This window comes from Anaeromyxobacter diazotrophicus, assembly GCF_013340205.1.
GTDB lineage: Bacteria > Myxococcota > Myxococcia > Myxococcales > Anaeromyxobacteraceae > Anaeromyxobacter_A > Anaeromyxobacter_A diazotrophicus.
Window position 1 is genome coordinate 369,315 of record NZ_BJTG01000003.1, and the last position, 17,377, is coordinate 386,691.

A 17,377-nucleotide genomic window follows, 5' to 3' on the forward strand; every position below is an offset into this window, starting at 1 on the left:
CCGCTACTCCGGCTGGTGCCGGGCCATCGCCTCGCCGAACGCCACCGCCTCGCGGCGCGCCTGCGCCACCCTCCGTACAGCTGGCTCCGCCGGCGCGGGGCGAAGGCTTTCCTCGCCCACCGCCCTGCCCGTCCCACCCGCCGCCACCGCCACCGCCCGACCCGCCACCACCGCCCCCGGCGCCGGCGGAGCCATCCCCAGGCGCTCGCGGGCGAGGCTCGAGAGCCTCCCCGGAGCGCGCAACGTCGCGACCTCGATCTCGAGCCGGTTCCGCTCGGCGCGCAGCGCCTCGCGCGCGCGCCGCAGCTCATCCAGCCGGTAGCCCTCGTTCGTCACCCGCGTGTGCGACCACACGTGGAACACGCCCACCCCGGCCAGCGCGGCGGCGCAGAGCGCCGCGCGCAGGACGAGCAGGACCGCGCCGCCGCGGCGCCCGGCGCTCATCGCAGCCGCTCCACGGCGCGCAGCCGCGCGCTCCGGGCCCGCGGGTTCTCGGCGATCTCCTCCTCGGAGGCCTTGATCGCGCCGCGGGTCACCGGCGCGAAGCCGGCCTTCGCGCCGCAGCCGCAGACCGGCAGGTCGGGCGGGCAGACGCAGGCGTGGGTGAGGGCGCGGAAGCGCTCCTTCACCATCCGGTCCTCGAGCGAGTGGAAGGCGATGGCCGCCGCGCGCCCGCCCGGGTTCAACAGCCCCGGCAGGCTGCCGAGCCACTGCGCCAGCGCGCCCAGCTCGTCGTTGACCGCGATGCGGAGCGCCTGGAAGGTGCGGGTGGCGGGGTGGATGCGCTTCGGCCACGCCTTGCGCGGGATGGCGCCGGCCACCACCTCGGCCAGCCGGGCCGTGTCGAGCTCCTCCCCGTCGGCCACAGCGCGCTTGATGGCGCGCGCCACCGGCCGCGCGAAGGGCTCCTCGCCGTACTCCTCGAGGATCCGCGCCAGCTCGCGCTCGTCGACGCGGGCGAGCAGCTCCGCCACCGTCTCGCCCTCCTCGCCCATGCGCATGTCGAGCGGGCCGGCCTCGCGGAAGGAGAAGCCGCGGGCGGGGTCGTCGAGCTGCGGCGAGGAGACGCCCAGGTCCACCAGCGCGCCGTCCACCCCGGACAGCCCGAGCGCCGAGAGCACGTCCTTGGCGTCGCGGAAGTCGGCCCGCACCGCGCGGAAGGCCTCGCCGTAGCGCGCGAGGCGGGCGCTGGCCGCGGCCAGGGCGCGCGGGTCCTTGTCGATGCCGATCACGCGCGCGCCCTCCGCCAGGAGGAGCTCGGTGTGCCCGCCGCCGCCCAGCGTCCCGTCGAGCAGGAGCTTGCCGGGCGCGGGCTGCAGGACGCGGACGACCTCGCGGGCCAGGACGGACGCATGGTGGAATCCGGCGCTCACGCGGCGCGCACGGCCTCCTCGACGTCGGGGTAGAGCTCCACGTACCCGGCGGCGCCGCCGGCGTGGACGAGGTCGCGCACGTAGCGCGACGCGCCCGCCGCGCGCAGCCCCGGGATGGCCTTGAGCAGCGCCGCGCCGGCGTAGTGGAGGTGGGTGACGCGCTTCAGGTCCACCACCACCATCCGCCCCTCGTGCCGGGCGCGCGCCGCGATCGCCGCGATGGCGGCCAGCTCGGCCCGGCCGAGCTCGCCCACCCCTCGCACGATGGTGACGCCGTCCTGGTCGCGCGCCTCGTACATGACCGCCTCCCTACACGCCCTTGAAGAAGTCGATGACGTCGCCTTCCGCCATCTCCTCCGCCTGCTGCTCCTCGAAGCGCGCCCTGTCCCAGAGGCAGACGTCGCGCCCCATCCCCGTCCACACCACGTCCTTCTGCAGCCCGGCGTACGCGCGGAGCTGGGCCGGGACGAGCACGCGGCCGTGCTCGTCGAGGTCGATCTCCTGCGCGCTCGAGACGAAGCGCAGGATGTTCTTCTGCGCCTTGAGGTCGAACGGGCTCGCCTGCAGCACCTTCTCCTCGAGCTTCTTCCACTCCGAGTGAGGCAGGGCCCGGAGCGCCTTCATCCCCGGCGCCTGGATCAGGAAGACCTTCGGCTCGCCCGCCGCGGCGAGCGACTCGCGGAACTTGGCCGGGAGGCTGGTGCGCCCCTTGGCGTCGATCGCGTGGTGGAAGGTCCCGTAGAACACTGCTTGGCTCTCTGTCCCGCCCTGATCCGCTGTTTGCCACTATTTCCCACTCGACGCCACGGATCTACGGGCTTCGGTCGCGACTGTCAACGGACCCCAGAGATGTCGCGGGGTTGGATCTGCTAGGGCGTTCAGGCACGGAAAGGTGCGCCGGCTCGGTTGGGGTGGCGCGCGCGCCGGAGTTGGCGCCGCCCCGGCGGGCGGCGATGCTCGGCGGCATGCCCACCTTGAAGGGAAAGACGATCTTCATCACCGGCGCGAGCCGCGGGATCGGGAAGGCCATCGGCGTGCGGGCGGCGCGCGACGGCGCGAACGTGGTCGTGGCCGCGAAGTCGAAGGTCGCAAACCCCAAGCTGCCCGGGACCATCTACTCGGCGGCGGAGGAGATCGAGCAGGCCGGGGGCAAGGCGCTGGCGGTGCCCTGCGACATCCGCTCCGACGAGGAGGTGGCCCGGGCGGTGGCGCAGGCGGTGGAGCGCTTCGGCGGGATCGACGTGCTCGTCAACAACGCGAGCGCCATCTTCCTCGCCGACACCGCCTCGACCCCGATGAAGCGGTACGACCTCATGCAGGGCGTGAACGCGCGCGGGACGTTCCTCTGCACCCAGACCTGCCTGCCCCACCTGCTGAAGGCGGAGAACCCGCACGTCCTCATGCTCTCGCCGCCGCTCTCCCTCCGGCCGCGCTGGTTCGCGCCGCACGTCGCCTACACGATGGCGAAGTACGGCATGAGCATGTGCGTGCTCGGCATGGCCGAGGAGCTGAGGGAGCGCGGCGTGGCCGTGAACGCGCTCTGGCCGCGCACGGTCATCGCCACCGCCGCCCTGAACCTGCTCGGCGGCGACGAGACCGCCCAGCACGGGCGCACCGCCGAGATCGTCGCCGACGCCGCCTGGGCGGTGCTGACGCGCCCGGCGCGGCAGTGCACCGGCAACTTCTTCATCGACGAGGACGTGCTGCGCGCCGAGGGGATGCAGGACTTCGAGCGCTACGCGGTGAAGCCGGGCGAGCCGCTCATGCGCGACCTCTTCGTCGACGAGGCGCGGGAGGGGTGAGCCGGCCGCGCGCCGCCGGCGCCGGCGCGCGCCCGCCGGAGCGGGGTGCCGGCGCCGGCCCGCGCCCGGGAGCTACTTGCCGTACGTGAAGCTGGCGGCCGCGTCGCCGCTCGCCGGCACCGTGACCTGCTGCGACTTCTCGCCGAGCTTCTCGTGCCAGGCGGTCACCGTGTAGGTGCCCGGCGGCACGTCCTTGATCGTGTAGGAGCCGTCGTCGCCCACCTTCGCGTAGGGCGTGTCGGAGACCACGATCCAGCCGTTCATCCACTCGTGCACGTCGCACTTCACGTGGACGACGCCGGGCTTCGAGAGCACGCGCGGGATCTTCTGGCCCTTGATCGGCATGGCGATGTTGAAGACGGTGGTCGTCCCCAGGTAGCCGTGGATGTTGTGGAGCATGGGGTCGCTGTTCACGATCTCGACCGTCGCCCCCGGGCCGGTCGCCTGGACGTGCGGCTTGTAGTGGCACTTCTCCTGGTCGAGCACGATCTTCTCCGGCGGCGGCTTGGGGAGGCCGCTCCCCTTCACCATCACCACCACGTTCTCGAGGTGGCCGCCCGCCACCTCGATCGACTGGTCGGGGACGGTGGCCCCGCAGACGTTCTGGTTCTTCGTCACCTTGAGCGGTGCGAGCTGCGGCGGGGCGCCGGTGAAGCTCACCGTGCCCTTGATCTCGCCCGCGCCCGCCGGCGCGGCCACCGCCGCGAGCACGAGCACCATCGTCCCCAGGACTGCTTTCACGTTCGACCTCCTTGTGGGGAGCGCTCAGCTCCCACGGTTGACCAGCAAGGCTGCGTCCCGGACCACCCGCGTCACCGCGTCCGCGTCCCCCGAGTCGTAGTAGCCGCGGATCCGGCCGCGCGCGTCGACCAGGACGAGGTGGGTGTCGTGGAAGATGGCGGGCTCGGCGCCGGGCGGGGCGTCGTTCCCCATCGCCGCGTGCAGCCCGGAGACGACGGCGCGCTGCACCGCGTCGGCGGGGCCGGTGAGGAAGGTCCAGAGTCGGGGGCTCGCCCGGTAGCCGCGTGCGTAGGCGGCGAGCCGCGCCGGCGTGTCGTGCTCCGGGTCGACGGTGAAGGAGACGAGGTGGAGCGCGGGCTCGAGGTTGCGGGCGCGCGACTGCACGCGCGCCATCGTGCTCGTGATGGCGGGGCAGATCGTGTCGCAGCGCGTGAAGACGAAGCTCGCGATCCAGACGTGACCCTCGAGCTCGGGCGAGCCGAAGGCGCGGCCTTGCTCGCTCGTGAGCTCGAAGCGAGGGACCTCCCCGAGGACTGGCAGCGGCGGCGGGAGGGGCGTGCGCAGCGCCCAGACGAGCGGCCACGCCGCGGGGAGGGCGAGCGCGAGCAGCCAGAAGGTTGGGCGTGCCACCATGCGGGCCAGCAGCGAGGCCGGCGGCGCGGGCGGGGGGGCGGTCGGGCTCGGGGTCATCTCGGCGCTCTCCTTCCCCGGCGGACGCGCTGCGTCATGCGGCGGGTCGCCGGCGCGGGCGACCATCTTGGGCATGGGCGGGGCGGCTCCTTGCGCCGGGCTATCGACTGACAGTAATTGATGTGCATCAAGTCGTCGAGCGCGTCGAGAGCAGAGGCCCGCATGAGCCAAGGCATCGCGCACCACGCGCCGGCAGCTGCCTGGCCGCCGGACGCGCAGTACGGAGCCGCCACCCCCGGCAAGATCGGGATGTGGATCTTCCTCGTCTCCGACGCGTTCTCGTTCGGCGGGCTCCTGCTCGCCTACGGGATCCTGCGGACCTCGGCGCACGCGTGGCGCGCGCCGGGCGAGCCCGCGCTCGGCCTCTCGTTCACGGCCGGCCTCACCATCCTCCTCATCGCGACCAGCGTGACGAACGTCTTCGCGCACGCCGCGGCGGTGGAGGGGCGGCGGCGCGCGGCCGCGCTGCTCCTGGGGGTGACGGCGCTGGGGGGCGCGCTCTTCCTCCTCGGCCAGTACCAGGAGTGGTTCGGGCTGTGGGGGCACGGGCTCGTGCGCGAGGGGCTCGTCTTCGGCCACTCCGCGCGGGCGAGCACCTTCTACATCATCACCGGCTACCACGGGCTGCACGTGCTCGTCGGCGTCGTCTACATGCTGGCCGTCCTCGGCCGGTACGTGCGCGGCGAGGCCGGCGCGCACGACGTCGAGATCCTCGGGCTGTACTGGTGCTTCGTCGACTTCGTCTGGGTGTTCGTCTTCTCGTTCCTCTACCTCTTCCCGTGAGGTTCGGGATGGAGCTCTCGAGCCAAGCCGCTGCCCCCCGCGCGCGCACGAGCCGCCGCGAGATCCTGGCCGTCTTCGCCGGGCTGGTGGTGATGACCCTCGCCGAGGTGGCGGTGGCGAGCGCCTCCGGCGTGGCGCGCGGGCCGCGCATGGTGGCGCTCATCCTCCTCGCCGTCGCCAAGGCGGTGCTGGTCGGCCTCTTCTTCATGCACCTGCGGTACGAGACGCGCATCCTGCGCCTCACCGTCTTCGGCCCGCTCGTCGCGCCCGCCGCCTACGCGCTGGCGCTCGTGGCGGAGGCCGCCTGGGGGATCTCGCGATGAAGCGGCTCGCCTCCGCCCTGGCCCTCGCCGCCGCGCCGGCCCTGGCCGCGGCCTGTCCCGCCTGCGCGCGGGACGGCGCGCCCCACGCCTGGCTGCTGGTGGCGGCGCTCGTCGGCTTCCCGTACGCCGTCGCGGCGGTGGTGCTCCGCGCCGTCCGCCGCGGCGAGGAGGATCGCCCGTGAGGTCCCCGCGCCCCCTCGCCGCGGCCGCCGCCGCGGCCGCAGCGCTCGCCACCCGCGCCGCCGCCGCGCCCGCGCCGGAGCGCGGCTACGGCCTGCCGCGCGACGTCTCGCTCGACGGCGCGCGCGTGGACGAGCTCCTCCACTTCACGCTCCTCGCCACCGTCACGATCTTCGTCGTGGTGCTGGGCGCCATGGCCTTCTCCTTCCTGCGCCACGGCCGGGCGCACCCCGCCCGCTACACGCACGGCTCGCGCCGCTCGGTCGGCGTGCTGGTGGCGACGGTGGCGGTGATCGCGTTCGGGGTGGACGTGACGATGTTCGTCCGGACGCTCCTCGACCTCAACGGCCACTTCTGGAACTTCGCTCGGGCCGAGGAGCAGCCCGGGGCGGTGCGCATCGAGGTCAACGCGCACCAGTGGGCCTGGGCGGTGCGCTACCCGTCCGCACAGGGCGAGTTCAACTCCGCCGACGACGTGGTGACCTTGAACGACGTGCGGGTCCCCGCCGGCGTCCCGGTGGTCATCCAGCTCGCCTCGACGGACGTCATCCACAGCTTCTACCTGCCGAACTTCCGGGTGAAGCGCGACGCGGTGCCGGGGATGATCAACTCGATCACCTTCCAGGGCCGGGAGCCCGGCGAGTACGAGATCGCCTGCGCCCAGCACTGCGGGCCGAACCACTACAAGATGCGCGGGATCCTCACCGTGCTCGCGCCCGAGGACTACCGGCGCTGGCTCGAGACCGCCCGGGCCGACGCGCGCCGCGGGTACGACGCGACCGACAGCGAGGCGCACTGGGGCTGGGCCTGGAGGAAGGAGTAGCCATGGCGACGCCCGCGCAGGCGCTGTGGGAAGCGGCGCAGCCGATCCACCCGCAGCCGACGGCCTTCTGGCGCCGGTACGTCTTCTCCATCGACCACAAGGTCATCGGGAAGCAGTTCCTCTGGGCCGGGCTCCTCTTCATGCTGGTCGGCGGCGGGATGGCGATGCTCATCCGCTGGCAGTGGGCGTTCCCGTATCGCCCGGTGCCGGTGGTCGGCCGCCTCCTCTTCCCGGCCAGCGGCGGCGTCATCGGCCCCGCCACGTACCAGACGCTCTTCACCACCCACGGCCTCATCATGATCTTCTTCGCCGTGACGCCGGTGCTCATCGGCGCCTTCGGCAACTTCCTCATCCCGCTCATGATCGGCGCGCGGGACATGGCCTTCCCGCGCCTCAACATGTACTCGTTCTGGAGCTTCCTCCTGTCGCAGTTGCTCGTGCTCGCCTCGTTCGCGACCGACCTCGGCACCGCGGGCGCCGGGTGGACGACCTACGCGCCACTCTCGACCAACGTCGGCACCCCGGGGCTCGGCCAGACGCTGGTCATCCTCGCCATCTTCGTCACCGGCGTGTCGAGCACCATGGGCGCGGTCAACTACGTGACCACCGTCATCCGGCTGCGGGCGCCGGGCATGACCTGGATGCGGCTGCCGCTCACGATCTGGGGGCTGTGGCTCACGGCCGTGCTGAACGCGCTCTTCATCCCGGTGCTCGGCTCGGCGGCGCTGCTGCTCCTGTTCGACCGCAACTTCGGGACGCAGTTCTTCGTGGCGGGCGCCTCGAGCGTGGCGGGGGGCGGCGACCCCATCATCTACCAGCACCTGTTCTGGATCTTCGGGCACCCCGAGGTCTACATCATGATCCTCCCGGCCTGGGGGATCCTGGGCGACGTGCTGGCGGTCTTCTCGCGCAAGCCGCACCACTGGTACCGCGGGACGGTGGGCGCGCTGGTGGCGGTGACCGTCCTCTCCGCCCTGGTGTACGGGCACCACATGTTCCTCACCGGGATGAGCCCGCTCCTCGGCGAGGGGTTCATGCTGTTCACGCTCGTCATCAGCGTGCCCTCGATGATCGTGGTGCTGAACTGGCTCTTCACGATCTGGGGCGGGTCGCTGCGCTTCGACACGCCGATGCTGTTCGCGCTCGGGACGATGGTGCTCTTCGGCGTGGGCGGGCTGACCGGGCTGTTCCTGGGCGACATCTCGATGGACCTCTACCTCCACGACACGCTCTTCGTGGTGGGCCACTTCCACTTCACGATGGCCGCCGGGTCGTTCATGGGGGCCATGACCGGCCTCTACTTCTGGTTCCCCAAGATGTTCGGGCGGCGCCTCGACGAGCGGCTCGGCAAGGCCCACTTCTGGTTCTCGTTCCTGGGCCTCGCCCTCGTCTTCGGCGGGCAGCTCCTCGCCGGCTGGGCCGGCCAGCAGCGGCGGCTCTTCGACCCCTTCCAGTACACGTTCATCCAGGGGCTCCGCGGCCTCAACCGCTGGACGAGCTACTTCGCCTTCGCGCTCTTCGCCGGCCAGCTCGCCTTCGTCGTGAACTTCTTCAAGACGGTCTTCGGCCGCGGGCAGCAGCAGGCCGGCGACAACCCCTGGCAGGCCACCACGCTCGAGTGGACCGCGACCCGCTCGCCGCCGCCCTTCCACAACTTCGACCACATCCCGCTCGTCGTGCGCGGGCCCTACGAGCTGTCGAGCCCGGAGGTGCAGCGGCTCACCGGGCGCGACTTCGCGGGGCAGGCCGAGGAGCTGCCCGTGAGGCCGGACGCCGCGGCGGGAGGGGCCTGAGTGCCTCCGGCCGCGCGCGCCATGACGAGCCCGCTCGACCGCGAGCCGGAGGTGGCGGACCTCGCGCGGCGGCGCCAGCGCCCCTCGCGCGAGGAGCAGACCGCCCATCTCGGGACGGTGGTGTTCCTCGGCTCCTGGGCCATGCTCTTCGCGAGCCTCTTCTTCGCGTACGGGCTCGTCCGCCTGCGCGCCCCGAGCTGGCCGCCGGCGGGTCAGCCCGAGCTGCCCCTCCTCCTGCCGGGGGTGAACACCCTCCTCGCCCTCGGCGCCAGCGTCGCCGTGGCCGCGGCCGTGCGCGCCTGGGGCTCGCGCGGAAGCCGGGTCGCGGCCGCGCTCGCGGCGGCCGCGGCGCTCGGGGCCGGGTTCCTGGCGGTGCAGGCGGCGGTGTGGACCCGCCTCCTCCGCGGCGGGCTCGCCCCCTCCGACGGCCCGTACGCCTCGGTGTTCTACGCCTTCACCGGCTTCCACGGGCTGCACGTGGCGGTGGGGGTGGTGGCGCTCGCCGCGCTCGCGGTCCGCGCGCTGCGGCCGGGCGGGGTGGGGCGCGCCGCCGTGCGCCTGTGGGCGCTCTACTGGCACTTCGTCGGCGTCGTGTGGGCCGTGCTCTACGTGACCGTCTTCGTGCTGTGACCCGGGAGGCCGCCGTGAACCATGCGCTCGCCGTCGTGTCCGCCCTCGCCGTGCTCGGCGCGGGGGGGTGCAAGGGGTACCGGACGCAGGGCTTCCGCCAGCCGCAGACCCTGGGGGGGAAGACGATCCCGGCCTCGCTCCTCACCGAAGGCGAGCACGACTACGTCCTCTATTGCCGCGCCTGCCACGGGGACAAGGGCGACGGCAAGGGCCCGGCGTCGGCCGGGTTGCGCCCGCCGCCGCGCGACTTCACGCTCGGCACCTTCAAGTTCGCCGCGGTGGCGGGCGGCGCCCTCCCCAACGACGACGACCTGGTGCGGATCGTCCGCAGCGGCCTGCACGGCACCGCCATGCTGGCCTGGGACGGCGTGCCGGACCGGAACCTCCAGGCCATCATCCAGTACCTGAAGACCTTCTCGCCGCGCTGGAAGGAGGAGGCGCCGGGAGAGCCCATCCAGCCGACGCCCGACCCCTGGCGGGGGCGCGAGCGCGACGGCGTCGCGTTCGGCAAGAAGGTCTACCACGGCCTCGCGCAGTGCATCGGCTGCCACCCCGCCTACGCCTCCAGGAGCTACATCTACGAGGCGTCGAAGGAGCTGACCGGCAACCCGACCACCGACTTCCGCGACGACCTGTACGGCTCGCAGCTCAAGGAGTCGGACTACGGCGTGAAGCTCCTGCCGCCCGACTTCACCCGCTCGGAGCTGCGCTCGATCCGCGATGACCACCGCCTCGAGGATCTGTACCGCGTCGTCGCCTCGGGCGTGGGCGGCACCGCCATGCCCACCTGGCGCGGCTCGCTCCCGGAGGAGGACCTCTGGGCGCTCGCCCACTACGTCGACTCGCTGGTCGCGCTGAAGGGGAGCGACGCCCCCCGCCAGCTCCTGCAGGCGAACGAGGCCGCCGACGCCAGCTGGCGGCCGCCCGCGCAGTGATTCACCTCCAAGCTCACCGGAAAGAGAGAGGGGCTCTCATGAGGGTACGAATCCGCGTCCTGGTCGCGCTCACGGTCGCCTTCGCCGCCGCGCGCGCCGAGGCGATCCCCGCCTTCGCGCGCAAGTACGGCATGTCCTGCACCGCCTGCCACGTCGCCTGGCCCATCCTCAACCAGCAGGGCCAGAACTTCCGCGACAACGGCTACCGGTTCAAGCTCGGCAAGGACGACCCGGTCACCGTCTCGCCGGCGTACGTGCCGCTCTCGCTCCGCACCACCGCCGCCTACCAGTACACGCGCACCACCAACCAACCCTCCGACCAGGGCCCGATCACGACCCAGTCCGGCGGCGTGCCGCTGCCGCCCGGGGTCGACCTCCTGAGCGCTGGCACGATCTCGGACGACGTCTCGTACCTCGTCGTGGTGACCGGCTTCAGCCCCTCGGACAACGCGGCCTTCGTCGAGTCGGCCTGGGCCAGGCTGGACGACCTGGGGGGGACCGGGTGGCTCAACGCCAAGATCGGCAAGTTCGAGCTCGATCAGCCCGCCTCCTCGCACCGCGGCATCACGTTGACCTCCGGCTACGCCGTCTACGGCGCCCACCCGGCGGGCAGCCTGGTCGGGTTCGACCTCGGGGAGAACCAGGTCGGCGTCGAGCTCGACGGCCACGACGCCCGGAGCCTCACGCGCTACTCCATTAGCCTCGTCTCGGCCAACGGCGCCGAGAGCGGCTCCACCTTCGCCTCGCGGAACGCCTGGTCGGCGCCGCTCCTCTATGCGCACGTGCAGAAGGCGTTCGAGCTCGACAGCGCCGTCCTGCCCTGGGTCCGGCTGGGGGCGCTCGGGGCGGTGGGCTGGTGGCCGACCTCGTTCTCGACGCTCACGCCGTCGCCGCCGCCGGGGGAGACCGTGCCCGAGCAGCCGCAGATCGTCCCCGGGACCGGCGCCGACCACAAGCGGTACTACCGCGCCGGCGCCGAGCTGTCCTGGATGCTGGGGTACCCGTCCACCCCGGCCTTCTTCACGGTCTCCTACATCAACGGGAGGGAGGAGGCGGGGCTCGCCCCCTCCGACCAGGGGAGCGGCGACGCCAACCACTTCAACGGAGGGTTCGCGGAGGTGGACTGGGTGCCGTTCACGAGCTCCTCCTACGACGCCACGCCCTGGGTGTTCTTCGCCCGCTACGACCTGGTGCGCTACGCGCGCGGGCCCGGCGACCTCGACGGCGGCACCTTCGGGATCCGCCGCTACCTCGCGCTCGGCCCGCGCGCCTCGGCGGCCGTCCACGCGGAGTTCCACGTCGACCGGGTGCGGGGCGTCGGCTGGGTCGACCCCGCCACGAACCAGGCCCTCGACGTCGTGACGCAGGCGGCGATGCTCGGCCTCGACTTCGACTTCTAGGGGGAAGCCATGCACACGAGACTCCTCGCCGCCGCCACCCTCCTCGCCGCCGTCGCGAGCGCCTCCGCCACCCCGCCCGATCCGGCCCGCGCCGGGCGCGGGCGGCACGCCTACGACCGGTACTGCATCTCCTGCCACGGGGTCGACGGCGACGGCCGCGGCCCGAGCGCCGACTGGATCGACCCGCAGCCGCGCGACTTCACGAGCGGCACCTTCAAGTTCCGCTCCACGCCGAGCGGCACCCTCCCCACGGACGCCGACCTCTACCGCACGATCACGAACGGGCTCCATCGGACCTTCATGCCGCGCTGGGAGCCCATCACGGAGCTGGAGCGGCGCGACCTCGTGCAGGTGGTGAAGGCCTTCTCGCCGAAGTTCACGAGCGAGCCGCAGGGGACGCCCATCACCATCCCGCCGCGCCCCGCCTTCACGCCCGAGCTGGTCCAGAAGGGGAAGGGGGTGTGGGACAAGGTGCAGTGCGCCGCCTGTCACGGGGACACCGGCAAGGGCAACGGCCCCTCCGCCTCGACGCTGCGCGACGACTGGGGGCGACCCATCGAGCCGCGCGACTTCACCCGCGGCTCGCTCAAGGTGGGCGACACGCCCGAGGACCTGTACCGGACCTTCATGACCGGCCTCAACGGCACGCCCATGCCCTCCTTCGCGGAGTCCATCAACGAGGAGGACGCCTGGGCGCTCGTCGCCTACGTGAAGTCGCTGCGGCGGGACTGACCACCGGCCGCGCCGCCCGGACGCCGACCGGCCACGCGCGGCGGCGCGCGGTCCGGCCGGTCCGGGGTAGACTCGGCGCATGAACTCCTCCGACGCGCCCGGCCGTCGCTTCCGGGCGGACGCCGAGACCCCCGAGGCGCTCGTGCTGGTGAAGTACGCGGCCGCCCTCCACGCCACGCGCCAGATCCTGACGCTGGCCGAGCGCGCGGAGGCGAGCGGGAAGAGGCTCGTGCTGCTCGTGCCGCGCGGCTTCCGGCCGGCGAGCACGCTGCGGCTCTTCATGGCGAACCACCCCGACCTCGTCCGCCTGGAGGCGCGCTAGATGGGCCTCTACCTGTGCGTGTTCCGGGACGACGAGGAGCTGTTCGGGATCGACGTCGGCAGCTACGACGACTGGGAGCGCTTCCGGGGCGAGGCGCGCGCCCGCGACGGCCGGATCTTCCGCCGCTACGGGGCGCTGCGCGTCCACGTGAGCCCGACCACCCACTGGAGCCCGCGCGACGCGGCGCGGCTCGCCGGGGAGCTGGCCCACCTGCGCGAGGCGCTGCGGCGCGAGCCGCCGCGGCCGCTCCCCCCGGGCAGCTGGCAGGCCGAGCTCGCGGCCGAGCGCGGCCTCGCGCCGGCCACGCTCGCCGACTGCTTCTTCGACGTGGACGGCGTCCCGCTCTTCGACGGCCTCGCCGAGCTGTGCCGGCTGGCGGTGGAGACCCGGCAGCCCATCCTCTTCCAGTGAGGCGGGCCGCTAGCCGAGGTCGCCGCGGGCGAGCACCCGGCCGGCGCCGGTGACGAGCACCGTCCCGTCGCGGGCGTCCTCGATGGCCCCGGCGAGCGTGACGACGTCGCCGCGCAGCCGCTCGGAGCGCTCGACGGCGGTGACCTCCCAGCGCAGCCGGACCGGGGTGCCGGCGAGCGCGGCGCGGCGCAGCTCGTAGGAGAAGCCGAGCCCGACGCCCGGGCCGTAGCCGGTGGTGAAGGCGGCGCAGAAGCTGGTGAGGAGGCCGAGGAGGTGGCCGCCCGAGGCGATGAGGCCGCCGAAGCGGCTGGCGCGCGCCACCGCCTCGTCGTGGTGGAGCGGGTTCGGGTCGCCGAGCTCCGTGGCGAGCCGCACCACCTCGGCGCGATCGAGGACGAGCTCCTTCTCGGCGCGGTCGCCGACGCGCAGGGGCCGGGCCGCCATCTCAGTCCGCCGTCGCGGCCCGCTCCGCCTGCTCGTGGCGCGCCTGCTCCTCCATGACGAGCTGCGCCACCTCGCGCTTCAGGGCGTTGAACTCGGGGCTGGCGGTGTCGCGCGGCCGCGGCAGCGCGACCGGCACCACGCGCTTCACCCGCCCCGGCCGGTAGGTCATCACCACCACCCGGTCGGCCAGGTAGATGGCCTCCTCGATGCCGTGGGTGACGAAGACGATGGTCTTCCCGAGCGCCGCCCACAGGCGCAAGAGCTCGTCCTGGAGGTTGCGGCGCGTCAGCGCGTCGAGCGCGCCGAAGGGCTCGTCCATGAGCAGCATGGGTGGGTCGATGGCGAGCACGCGCGCGATGGCGACGCGCTGGCGCATGCCGCCGGAGAGGTCCTTGGGGAAGCGGTCCTTGAACTCCCACAGGCCGAGCTGGCGCAGGAGCTCCTCGACCCGCCGCGCCACGGCGGCGCGCGGCTCCCCCTTGAGCTCGAGCCCGAAGGCGACGTTCGCCTCCACCGTCATCCAGGGAAAGAGGGCGTACTCCTGGAAGACCATCCCGCGGTCCGGCCCCGGCCCCGCCACCGCCCGGCCGTTGGCGGTGAGCGTCCCGGCGGTGGGCGGCGCGAACCCGGCGATGGCGTTGAGGAGGGTGGACTTCCCGCACCCGGAGGGCCCCAGCAGGCAGACGAGCTCGCCGGGCGAGATGGTGAGGTCGATCCCGTCGAGCGCGAGGATCTCGCGGCCACCGGCCCGGAACGCCTTCTTCACGCCCTCGATGCGGACCGCCGGCTCGCTCATCAGCTCTCCATCCCGCGGTGCCAGCGGAGCAGCCAGCGGTTGAGCCGGTTCATGAACACGTCGATCCCGAGGCCGCAGCAGCCGATCGTGATCATGCCGGCGATGATCTTGTCCGACCACATGAACTCGCGCGCCTCGAGGATCCGGTAGCCGAGCCCCTCGTTCACCGCCGTCATCTCCGCCACGATGACGACGATGAACGCCACCCCGATCCCGACGCGCACGCCGGTCAGGATGTAGGGCATGGCGGCGGGGAGGATGACGCGGCGGAAGAGCACGCCCTCGGTCGCCCCCAGGTTCTGCGCGGCGCGGATGTAGATGGCGTCGACGTTGCGCACGCCCGCCACCGTGTTCACCAGCACCGGGAAGAAGGCGCCCAGGGCGATGAGGAACAGGGCGGGCGGGTTCCCGAGCCCGAACCAGAGGATCGAGAGCGGGATGAAGGCGATGGGCGGGATGGGCCGGACGAGCTCCAGCGCCGGGGCGAGCAGGTCGTGGACGAGCGGCCGGCGGCCCATGAGGAGCCCGAGCGGCAGCGCCAGGCCGCCCCCGAGGAGGAAGCCCGCCACCACGCGGTAGAGGCTCCCCACCGCGTCGTGCGGCAGCTCGCCCGAGACGAGCCAGGCGAGGCGGCCGCCCTGCGCCGGGTCGTAGGGCGCCGTGGGCAGGAGGTACTGGAACCACCGCACGGCCACCGCCGAAGGCGCCGGCAGGATGGCGGCCGAGAAGGCGCCGGCCCGCGAGAGCCCCTCCCACGCCGCCAGCACCAGCACCGGGACGGCGAGGGACTTCGCCAGCTGGCCGAGGCCGAGGCGCATGCTAGCGGACGCCCAGCGCGGCCTTCGCCTTCTGGAGGAGCTCGAGCTTCACCCAGTCGGCGGCGCGGGGCGGCCGCTGCAGCTTGCCCACGCCGTACTTCACCATGAGGTCGGTCGTGACCTGGATGTGCTCGGCGGTGAGGTCGTAGGTGAAGGCCGCGTTCGACATCGCGTCCTTGTACTCCTGCGCCGAGAGCTGCCCCTTGAACAGCTGCTCGCGCACGTACCGCTCCGCCAGCGCCGGGTCGTCGAGGAACTTCTTGGTCGCCTCGACGAAGCACTCGAGCACGCGCAGCGCGACCTCCGGCTTCTCCCGGATCAGCTTCTCGGTCATGACCATGACCCGCACCGGCTCGCCCATGGGCGTGTCGTACGGCTTCACGATCTCGGTGCCGATGCCCTTCGCGATGGCCTGGGTCGACTGCGGCTCGGACTGGCACATGGCGTCGATCTGCCGCTGCAGCAGCGCCTGGTTCAGGTCGGCGTAGGCGAGGTAGACGACGAGCACGTCCTTGCCCGGGTGGTCGCTCCAGGTCAGGCCGGCCTTGGCGAGCTCGGCGAAGAGCGCCAGCTCCTGGGCGCCGCCGCGCGGGACGCCGACCTTCTTCCCCTTGAGCTGGGCCACGCTGGTGAGCCCGAGGTCCTTGCGCCCCACGATGCGGACGCCGCCCTTGGCGAAGCCGGCCACCGCCACCACCGGCGCCCCGGCCGCCCGCCCGGCGATGGCCGCGTCGGCGGCGCTGGCGGCGATGTCGATCTCGCCCGCCACGATGGCGGGGATGATGTCGAGGCCCTTCGGGAAGACGCGCTCCTCGACGCGCAGCCCGTACTTGGGGCCGAGCTCCTTCATGTAGGAGACCGCGCCGTAGTGGGCGAACTTGAGGTTGCCGAGGCGGATCACGTCCTCCGCCGCCGCCGGGCCGGCGACGAGGAGCGCCAGGGCGAGCGCCGAGCCGAATCGCTTCATGCCATCCTCCACGCGTCTAGAGGGAGATCTTGGGGAGCCGCTCCAGCGAGGCGCGGAGCTTCTCCTCGGGGTAATGGAAGTCGTCGAGCCGGCCCGAGAGATAGGCGTCGTAGGCGGCCATGTCGAGCTGTCCGTGCCCGGAGAGCCCGAAGAGGATGACGCGCTCGCGACCCTCCTCCCTGGCCCGCTCCGCCTCCTCGATGGCGCCGCGGATGGCGTGCGAGGACTCCGGCGCCGGCACGATGCCCTCGGTGCGCGCGAAGGTGACCGCCGCCTCGAAGCAGGGCCGCTGCGGGAACGCGCGCGCCTCGAGCTGCCCGGCCGCGAGGAGCTGGGACACGAGCGGCGACGCGCCGTGGTAGCGCAGCCCGCCGGCGTGGATGCCGGGGGGCATGAAGTCGTGACCCAGCGTGTACATCTTGACGATGGGCGCCATCCTGGCGGTGTCGCCGTAGTCGAAGGCGTAGACGCCCTTCGTCAGGGTCGGGCAGCTCGACGGCTCGCAGGCGACGAGGCGCACCTGCCGGCCCGCGGCCCGGTCGGCCACGAAGGGCAGCGCCAGGCCGCCGAAGTTGGAGCCGCCGCCGTGGCAGGCGAGCACGACGTCGGGGTAGTCGCCGGCGGCGCGCAGTTGCTCCTTCGCCTCCAGGCCGACCACCGTCTGGTGCAGCAGCACGTGGTTCAGCACCGAGCCGAGCGCGTAGTGGGTGTCCTCGTGGGCCAGCGCGTCCTCGACCGCCTCCGAGATGGCGAGGCCGAGCGAGCCGGGGTTGCCGGGGTCCGCCGCCAGGGCGGCGCGGCCGGCCTCGGTCTCGGCCGAGGGGGAGGCGAAGACCTGGGCGCCCCACAGCTGCATCATGCTCTTCCGGTAGGGCTTCTGCTGGTACGAGACCTTCACCATGTAGACGGTGCAGGCGAGCCCGAACATCTGGCAGGCGAGGGCGAGCGAGCTGCCCCACTGGCCGGCGCCGGTCTCGGTGGCCAGCCGCCGGATGCCGGCCAGCTTGTTGTAGTAGGCCTGCGGGACGGCGCTGTTGGGCTTGTGCGAGCCCGCCGGCGAGACCCCCTCGTACTTGTAGTAGATCCGGGCCGGGGTCCCGAGCGCCTGCTCCAGCCGGCGCGCGCGGTAGAGCGGCGTCGGGCGCCACAGCCGGTAGATCTCGCGCACCGGCTCCGGGATCGGGATCCAGCGCTCGGTCGACATCTCCTGCTCGACGAGCGGCGCCGGGAAGAGCGGCGCCAGGTCCTGCGGGGTGAGCGGCTTCAAGGTCCCCGGGTGGAGCACCGGCGCGAGCGGCCCAGGCAGGTCCGGGATGACGTTGTACCAGTGGGTCGGGATCTGCTTCTCGCCGAGCAGCACCTTCGTGTCCATCCGCGCCTCTCGCCTGGGGGGAGGTTCGATGGAACCAAGCGG

The 17,377-nt window shown here is 72.9% G+C and carries 23 protein-coding genes; 12 read left to right on the plus strand and 11 right to left on the minus strand.

The genetic code is table 11. The annotated features are described in order from the left end of the window. Nucleotides 1-3: 3 nt before the first annotated feature. From HWY08_RS22025 to HWY08_RS07655, 4 genes are read right to left on the minus strand one after another with little or no spacing between them, the layout of a single operon-like run. Nucleotides 4-444 carry an FtsB/FtsL family cell division protein gene (locus HWY08_RS22025; RefSeq protein WP_176064254.1) on the minus strand — a complete coding sequence of 147 codons (441 nt, stop codon included), beginning with the start codon at nucleotides 442-444 and terminating at the stop codon, nucleotides 4-6. Continuing rightward, complete coding sequence (gene rsmH, locus HWY08_RS07645) at nucleotides 441-1,373, minus strand: 16S rRNA (cytosine(1402)-N(4))-methyltransferase RsmH (protein ID WP_176064255.1); 933 nt, start codon at nucleotides 1,371-1,373, stop codon at nucleotides 441-443. The genes HWY08_RS22025 and rsmH overlap by 4 nt, the downstream gene beginning before the upstream one ends. Beyond that, nucleotides 1,370-1,672, minus strand: a complete 303-nt coding sequence (locus tag HWY08_RS07650; RefSeq protein WP_176064256.1) for an STAS domain-containing protein — start codon at nucleotides 1,670-1,672, stop codon at nucleotides 1,370-1,372. The genes rsmH and HWY08_RS07650 overlap by 4 nt, the downstream gene beginning before the upstream one ends. Nucleotides 1,673-1,682: 10 nt before the next feature. After that, nucleotides 1,683-2,120 carry a division/cell wall cluster transcriptional repressor MraZ gene (locus tag HWY08_RS07655; RefSeq protein ID WP_176064257.1) on the minus strand — a complete coding sequence of 146 codons (438 nt, stop codon included), beginning with the start codon at nucleotides 2,118-2,120 and terminating at the stop codon, nucleotides 1,683-1,685. A 218-nt stretch (nucleotides 2,121-2,338) separates the two neighbouring features. On the opposite strand from HWY08_RS07655, the gene HWY08_RS07660 reads away from it, so the two are divergent. Next, nucleotides 2,339-3,175: an SDR family oxidoreductase gene (locus HWY08_RS07660; RefSeq protein ID WP_176064258.1), complete on the plus strand. Its 837-nt coding sequence runs from the start codon at nucleotides 2,339-2,341 to the stop codon at nucleotides 3,173-3,175. A 72-nt stretch (nucleotides 3,176-3,247) separates the two neighbouring features. Here the strand turns inward: HWY08_RS07660 and HWY08_RS07665 are convergent, their stop codons facing one another. Together HWY08_RS07665 and HWY08_RS07670 are read right to left on the minus strand one after the other, a co-directional pair. Continuing rightward, nucleotides 3,248-3,916, minus strand: a complete 669-nt coding sequence (locus HWY08_RS07665) for a TonB-dependent receptor (protein ID WP_176064259.1) — start codon at nucleotides 3,914-3,916, stop codon at nucleotides 3,248-3,250. A gap of 24 nt (nucleotides 3,917-3,940) precedes the next feature. Beyond that, nucleotides 3,941-4,681: an SCO family protein gene (locus HWY08_RS07670; protein ID WP_235969515.1), complete on the minus strand. Its 741-nt coding sequence runs from the start codon at nucleotides 4,679-4,681 to the stop codon at nucleotides 3,941-3,943. A gap of 87 nt (nucleotides 4,682-4,768) precedes the next feature. On the opposite strand from HWY08_RS07670, the gene HWY08_RS07675 reads away from it, so the two are divergent. The 11 genes from HWY08_RS07675 (at nucleotide 4,769) to HWY08_RS07725 (ending at nucleotide 12,938) form a co-directional block, all read left to right on the plus strand. Further along, nucleotides 4,769-5,389 carry a cytochrome c oxidase subunit 3 gene (locus HWY08_RS07675; RefSeq protein ID WP_176064260.1) on the plus strand — a complete coding sequence of 207 codons (621 nt, stop codon included), beginning with the start codon at nucleotides 4,769-4,771 and terminating at the stop codon, nucleotides 5,387-5,389. A gap of 8 nt (nucleotides 5,390-5,397) precedes the next feature. Next, nucleotides 5,398-5,712, plus strand: coding sequence for a cytochrome C oxidase subunit IV family protein (locus tag HWY08_RS07680; protein WP_176064261.1), 315 nt, complete (start codon nucleotides 5,398-5,400; stop codon nucleotides 5,710-5,712). Beyond that, nucleotides 5,709-5,894 carry a hypothetical protein gene (locus HWY08_RS07685; protein WP_176064262.1) on the plus strand — a complete coding sequence of 62 codons (186 nt, stop codon included), beginning with the start codon at nucleotides 5,709-5,711 and terminating at the stop codon, nucleotides 5,892-5,894. Before HWY08_RS07680 ends, HWY08_RS07685 begins: the two co-directional genes overlap by 4 nt. After that, on the plus strand, nucleotides 5,891-6,715 hold the full coding sequence (coxB, locus tag HWY08_RS07690) for a cytochrome c oxidase subunit II (RefSeq protein WP_176064263.1): 825 nt from the start codon (nucleotides 5,891-5,893) through the stop codon (nucleotides 6,713-6,715). Before HWY08_RS07685 ends, coxB begins: the two co-directional genes overlap by 4 nt. A 2-nt stretch (nucleotides 6,716-6,717) precedes the next feature. After that, entirely contained in the window at nucleotides 6,718-8,508 is a 1,791-nt protein-coding gene (locus HWY08_RS07695) for a cytochrome c oxidase subunit I (RefSeq protein ID WP_176064264.1), read from the plus strand. Further along, nucleotides 8,509-9,138, plus strand: a complete 630-nt coding sequence (locus HWY08_RS07700) for a cytochrome c oxidase subunit 3 (protein WP_176064265.1) — start codon at nucleotides 8,509-8,511, stop codon at nucleotides 9,136-9,138. Between the two features lie 14 nt (nucleotides 9,139-9,152). Next, complete coding sequence (locus HWY08_RS07705) at nucleotides 9,153-10,073, plus strand: c-type cytochrome (RefSeq protein ID WP_235969516.1); 921 nt, start codon at nucleotides 9,153-9,155, stop codon at nucleotides 10,071-10,073. 38 nt (nucleotides 10,074-10,111) lie between these two features. Next, complete coding sequence (locus HWY08_RS07710) at nucleotides 10,112-11,473, plus strand: hypothetical protein (protein WP_176064266.1); 1,362 nt, start codon at nucleotides 10,112-10,114, stop codon at nucleotides 11,471-11,473. A gap of 9 nt (nucleotides 11,474-11,482) precedes the next feature. After that, a complete protein-coding gene (locus HWY08_RS07715) occupies nucleotides 11,483-12,205 on the plus strand; it encodes a c-type cytochrome (RefSeq protein ID WP_176064267.1) in 723 nt (240 codons plus the stop codon). Nucleotides 12,206-12,284: 79 nt separating this feature from the next. Beyond that, nucleotides 12,285-12,527: a hypothetical protein gene (locus HWY08_RS07720; RefSeq protein ID WP_176064268.1), complete on the plus strand. Its 243-nt coding sequence runs from the start codon at nucleotides 12,285-12,287 to the stop codon at nucleotides 12,525-12,527. After that, nucleotides 12,528-12,938 (plus strand): Imm70 family immunity protein, encoded by a 411-nt coding sequence (locus tag HWY08_RS07725; protein WP_176064269.1) that lies wholly within the window; start codon nucleotides 12,528-12,530, stop codon nucleotides 12,936-12,938. 9 nt (nucleotides 12,939-12,947) lie between these two features. Here HWY08_RS07725 and HWY08_RS07730 read toward each other — a convergent pair whose 3' ends face one another. From HWY08_RS07730 to HWY08_RS07750, 5 genes are read right to left on the minus strand one after another with little or no spacing between them, the layout of a single operon-like run. Beyond that, the gene (locus HWY08_RS07730; protein ID WP_176064270.1) at nucleotides 12,948-13,382 is read right to left on the minus strand and encodes a MaoC family dehydratase; all 435 of its coding nucleotides are present in this window, start codon (nucleotides 13,380-13,382) and stop codon (nucleotides 12,948-12,950) included. Nucleotide 13,383: 1 nt separating this feature from the next. After that, nucleotides 13,384-14,178, minus strand: coding sequence for an ABC transporter ATP-binding protein (locus tag HWY08_RS07735; RefSeq protein ID WP_176064271.1), 795 nt, complete (start codon nucleotides 14,176-14,178; stop codon nucleotides 13,384-13,386). Beyond that, a complete protein-coding gene (locus tag HWY08_RS07740; RefSeq protein WP_176064272.1) occupies nucleotides 14,178-14,996 on the minus strand; it encodes an ABC transporter permease in 819 nt (272 codons plus the stop codon). The genes HWY08_RS07735 and HWY08_RS07740 overlap by 1 nt, the downstream gene beginning before the upstream one ends. A gap of 1 nt (nucleotide 14,997) precedes the next feature. Further along, complete coding sequence (locus HWY08_RS07745; RefSeq protein WP_176064273.1) at nucleotides 14,998-15,963, minus strand: ABC transporter substrate-binding protein; 966 nt, start codon at nucleotides 15,961-15,963, stop codon at nucleotides 14,998-15,000. Nucleotides 15,964-15,979: 16 nt separating this feature from the next. Continuing rightward, entirely contained in the window at nucleotides 15,980-17,335 is a 1,356-nt protein-coding gene (locus HWY08_RS07750) for a TrpB-like pyridoxal phosphate-dependent enzyme (protein ID WP_176064274.1), read from the minus strand. Nucleotides 17,336-17,377 lie beyond the last annotated feature (42 nt).

Excerpts from the sequence above, each read along its gene's own strand:
- HWY08_RS22025 (WP_176064254.1), bottom strand. The coding sequence starts at position 444 with ATGAGCGCCGGGCGCCGCGGCGGCGCGGTCCTGCTCGTCCTGCGCGCG.
- HWY08_RS07650 (WP_176064256.1), bottom strand. The coding sequence starts at position 1,672 with ATGTACGAGGCGCGCGACCAGGACGGCGTCACCATCGTGCGAGGGGTG.
- HWY08_RS07660 (WP_176064258.1), top strand. The coding sequence starts at position 2,339 with ATGCCCACCTTGAAGGGAAAGACGATCTTCATCACCGGCGCGAGCCGC.
- HWY08_RS07670 (WP_235969515.1), bottom strand. The coding sequence starts at position 4,681 with ATGCCCAAGATGGTCGCCCGCGCCGGCGACCCGCCGCATGACGCAGCG.
- HWY08_RS07675 (WP_176064260.1), top strand. The coding sequence starts at position 4,769 with ATGAGCCAAGGCATCGCGCACCACGCGCCGGCAGCTGCCTGGCCGCCG.
- HWY08_RS07680 (WP_176064261.1), top strand. The coding sequence starts at position 5,398 with ATGGAGCTCTCGAGCCAAGCCGCTGCCCCCCGCGCGCGCACGAGCCGC.
- HWY08_RS07685 (WP_176064262.1), top strand. The coding sequence starts at position 5,709 with ATGAAGCGGCTCGCCTCCGCCCTGGCCCTCGCCGCCGCGCCGGCCCTG.
- HWY08_RS07695 (WP_176064264.1), top strand. The coding sequence starts at position 6,718 with ATGGCGACGCCCGCGCAGGCGCTGTGGGAAGCGGCGCAGCCGATCCAC.
- HWY08_RS07710 (WP_176064266.1), top strand. The coding sequence starts at position 10,112 with ATGAGGGTACGAATCCGCGTCCTGGTCGCGCTCACGGTCGCCTTCGCC.
- HWY08_RS07715 (WP_176064267.1), top strand. The coding sequence starts at position 11,483 with ATGCACACGAGACTCCTCGCCGCCGCCACCCTCCTCGCCGCCGTCGCG.
- HWY08_RS07720 (WP_176064268.1), top strand. The coding sequence starts at position 12,285 with ATGAACTCCTCCGACGCGCCCGGCCGTCGCTTCCGGGCGGACGCCGAG.
- HWY08_RS07725 (WP_176064269.1), top strand. The coding sequence starts at position 12,528 with ATGGGCCTCTACCTGTGCGTGTTCCGGGACGACGAGGAGCTGTTCGGG.
- HWY08_RS07730 (WP_176064270.1), bottom strand. The coding sequence starts at position 13,382 with ATGGCGGCCCGGCCCCTGCGCGTCGGCGACCGCGCCGAGAAGGAGCTC.
- HWY08_RS07735 (WP_176064271.1), bottom strand. The coding sequence starts at position 14,178 with ATGAGCGAGCCGGCGGTCCGCATCGAGGGCGTGAAGAAGGCGTTCCGG.
- HWY08_RS07740 (WP_176064272.1), bottom strand. The coding sequence starts at position 14,996 with ATGCGCCTCGGCCTCGGCCAGCTGGCGAAGTCCCTCGCCGTCCCGGTG.
- HWY08_RS07745 (WP_176064273.1), bottom strand. The coding sequence starts at position 15,963 with ATGAAGCGATTCGGCTCGGCGCTCGCCCTGGCGCTCCTCGTCGCCGGC.
- HWY08_RS07750 (WP_176064274.1), bottom strand. The coding sequence starts at position 17,335 with ATGGACACGAAGGTGCTGCTCGGCGAGAAGCAGATCCCGACCCACTGG.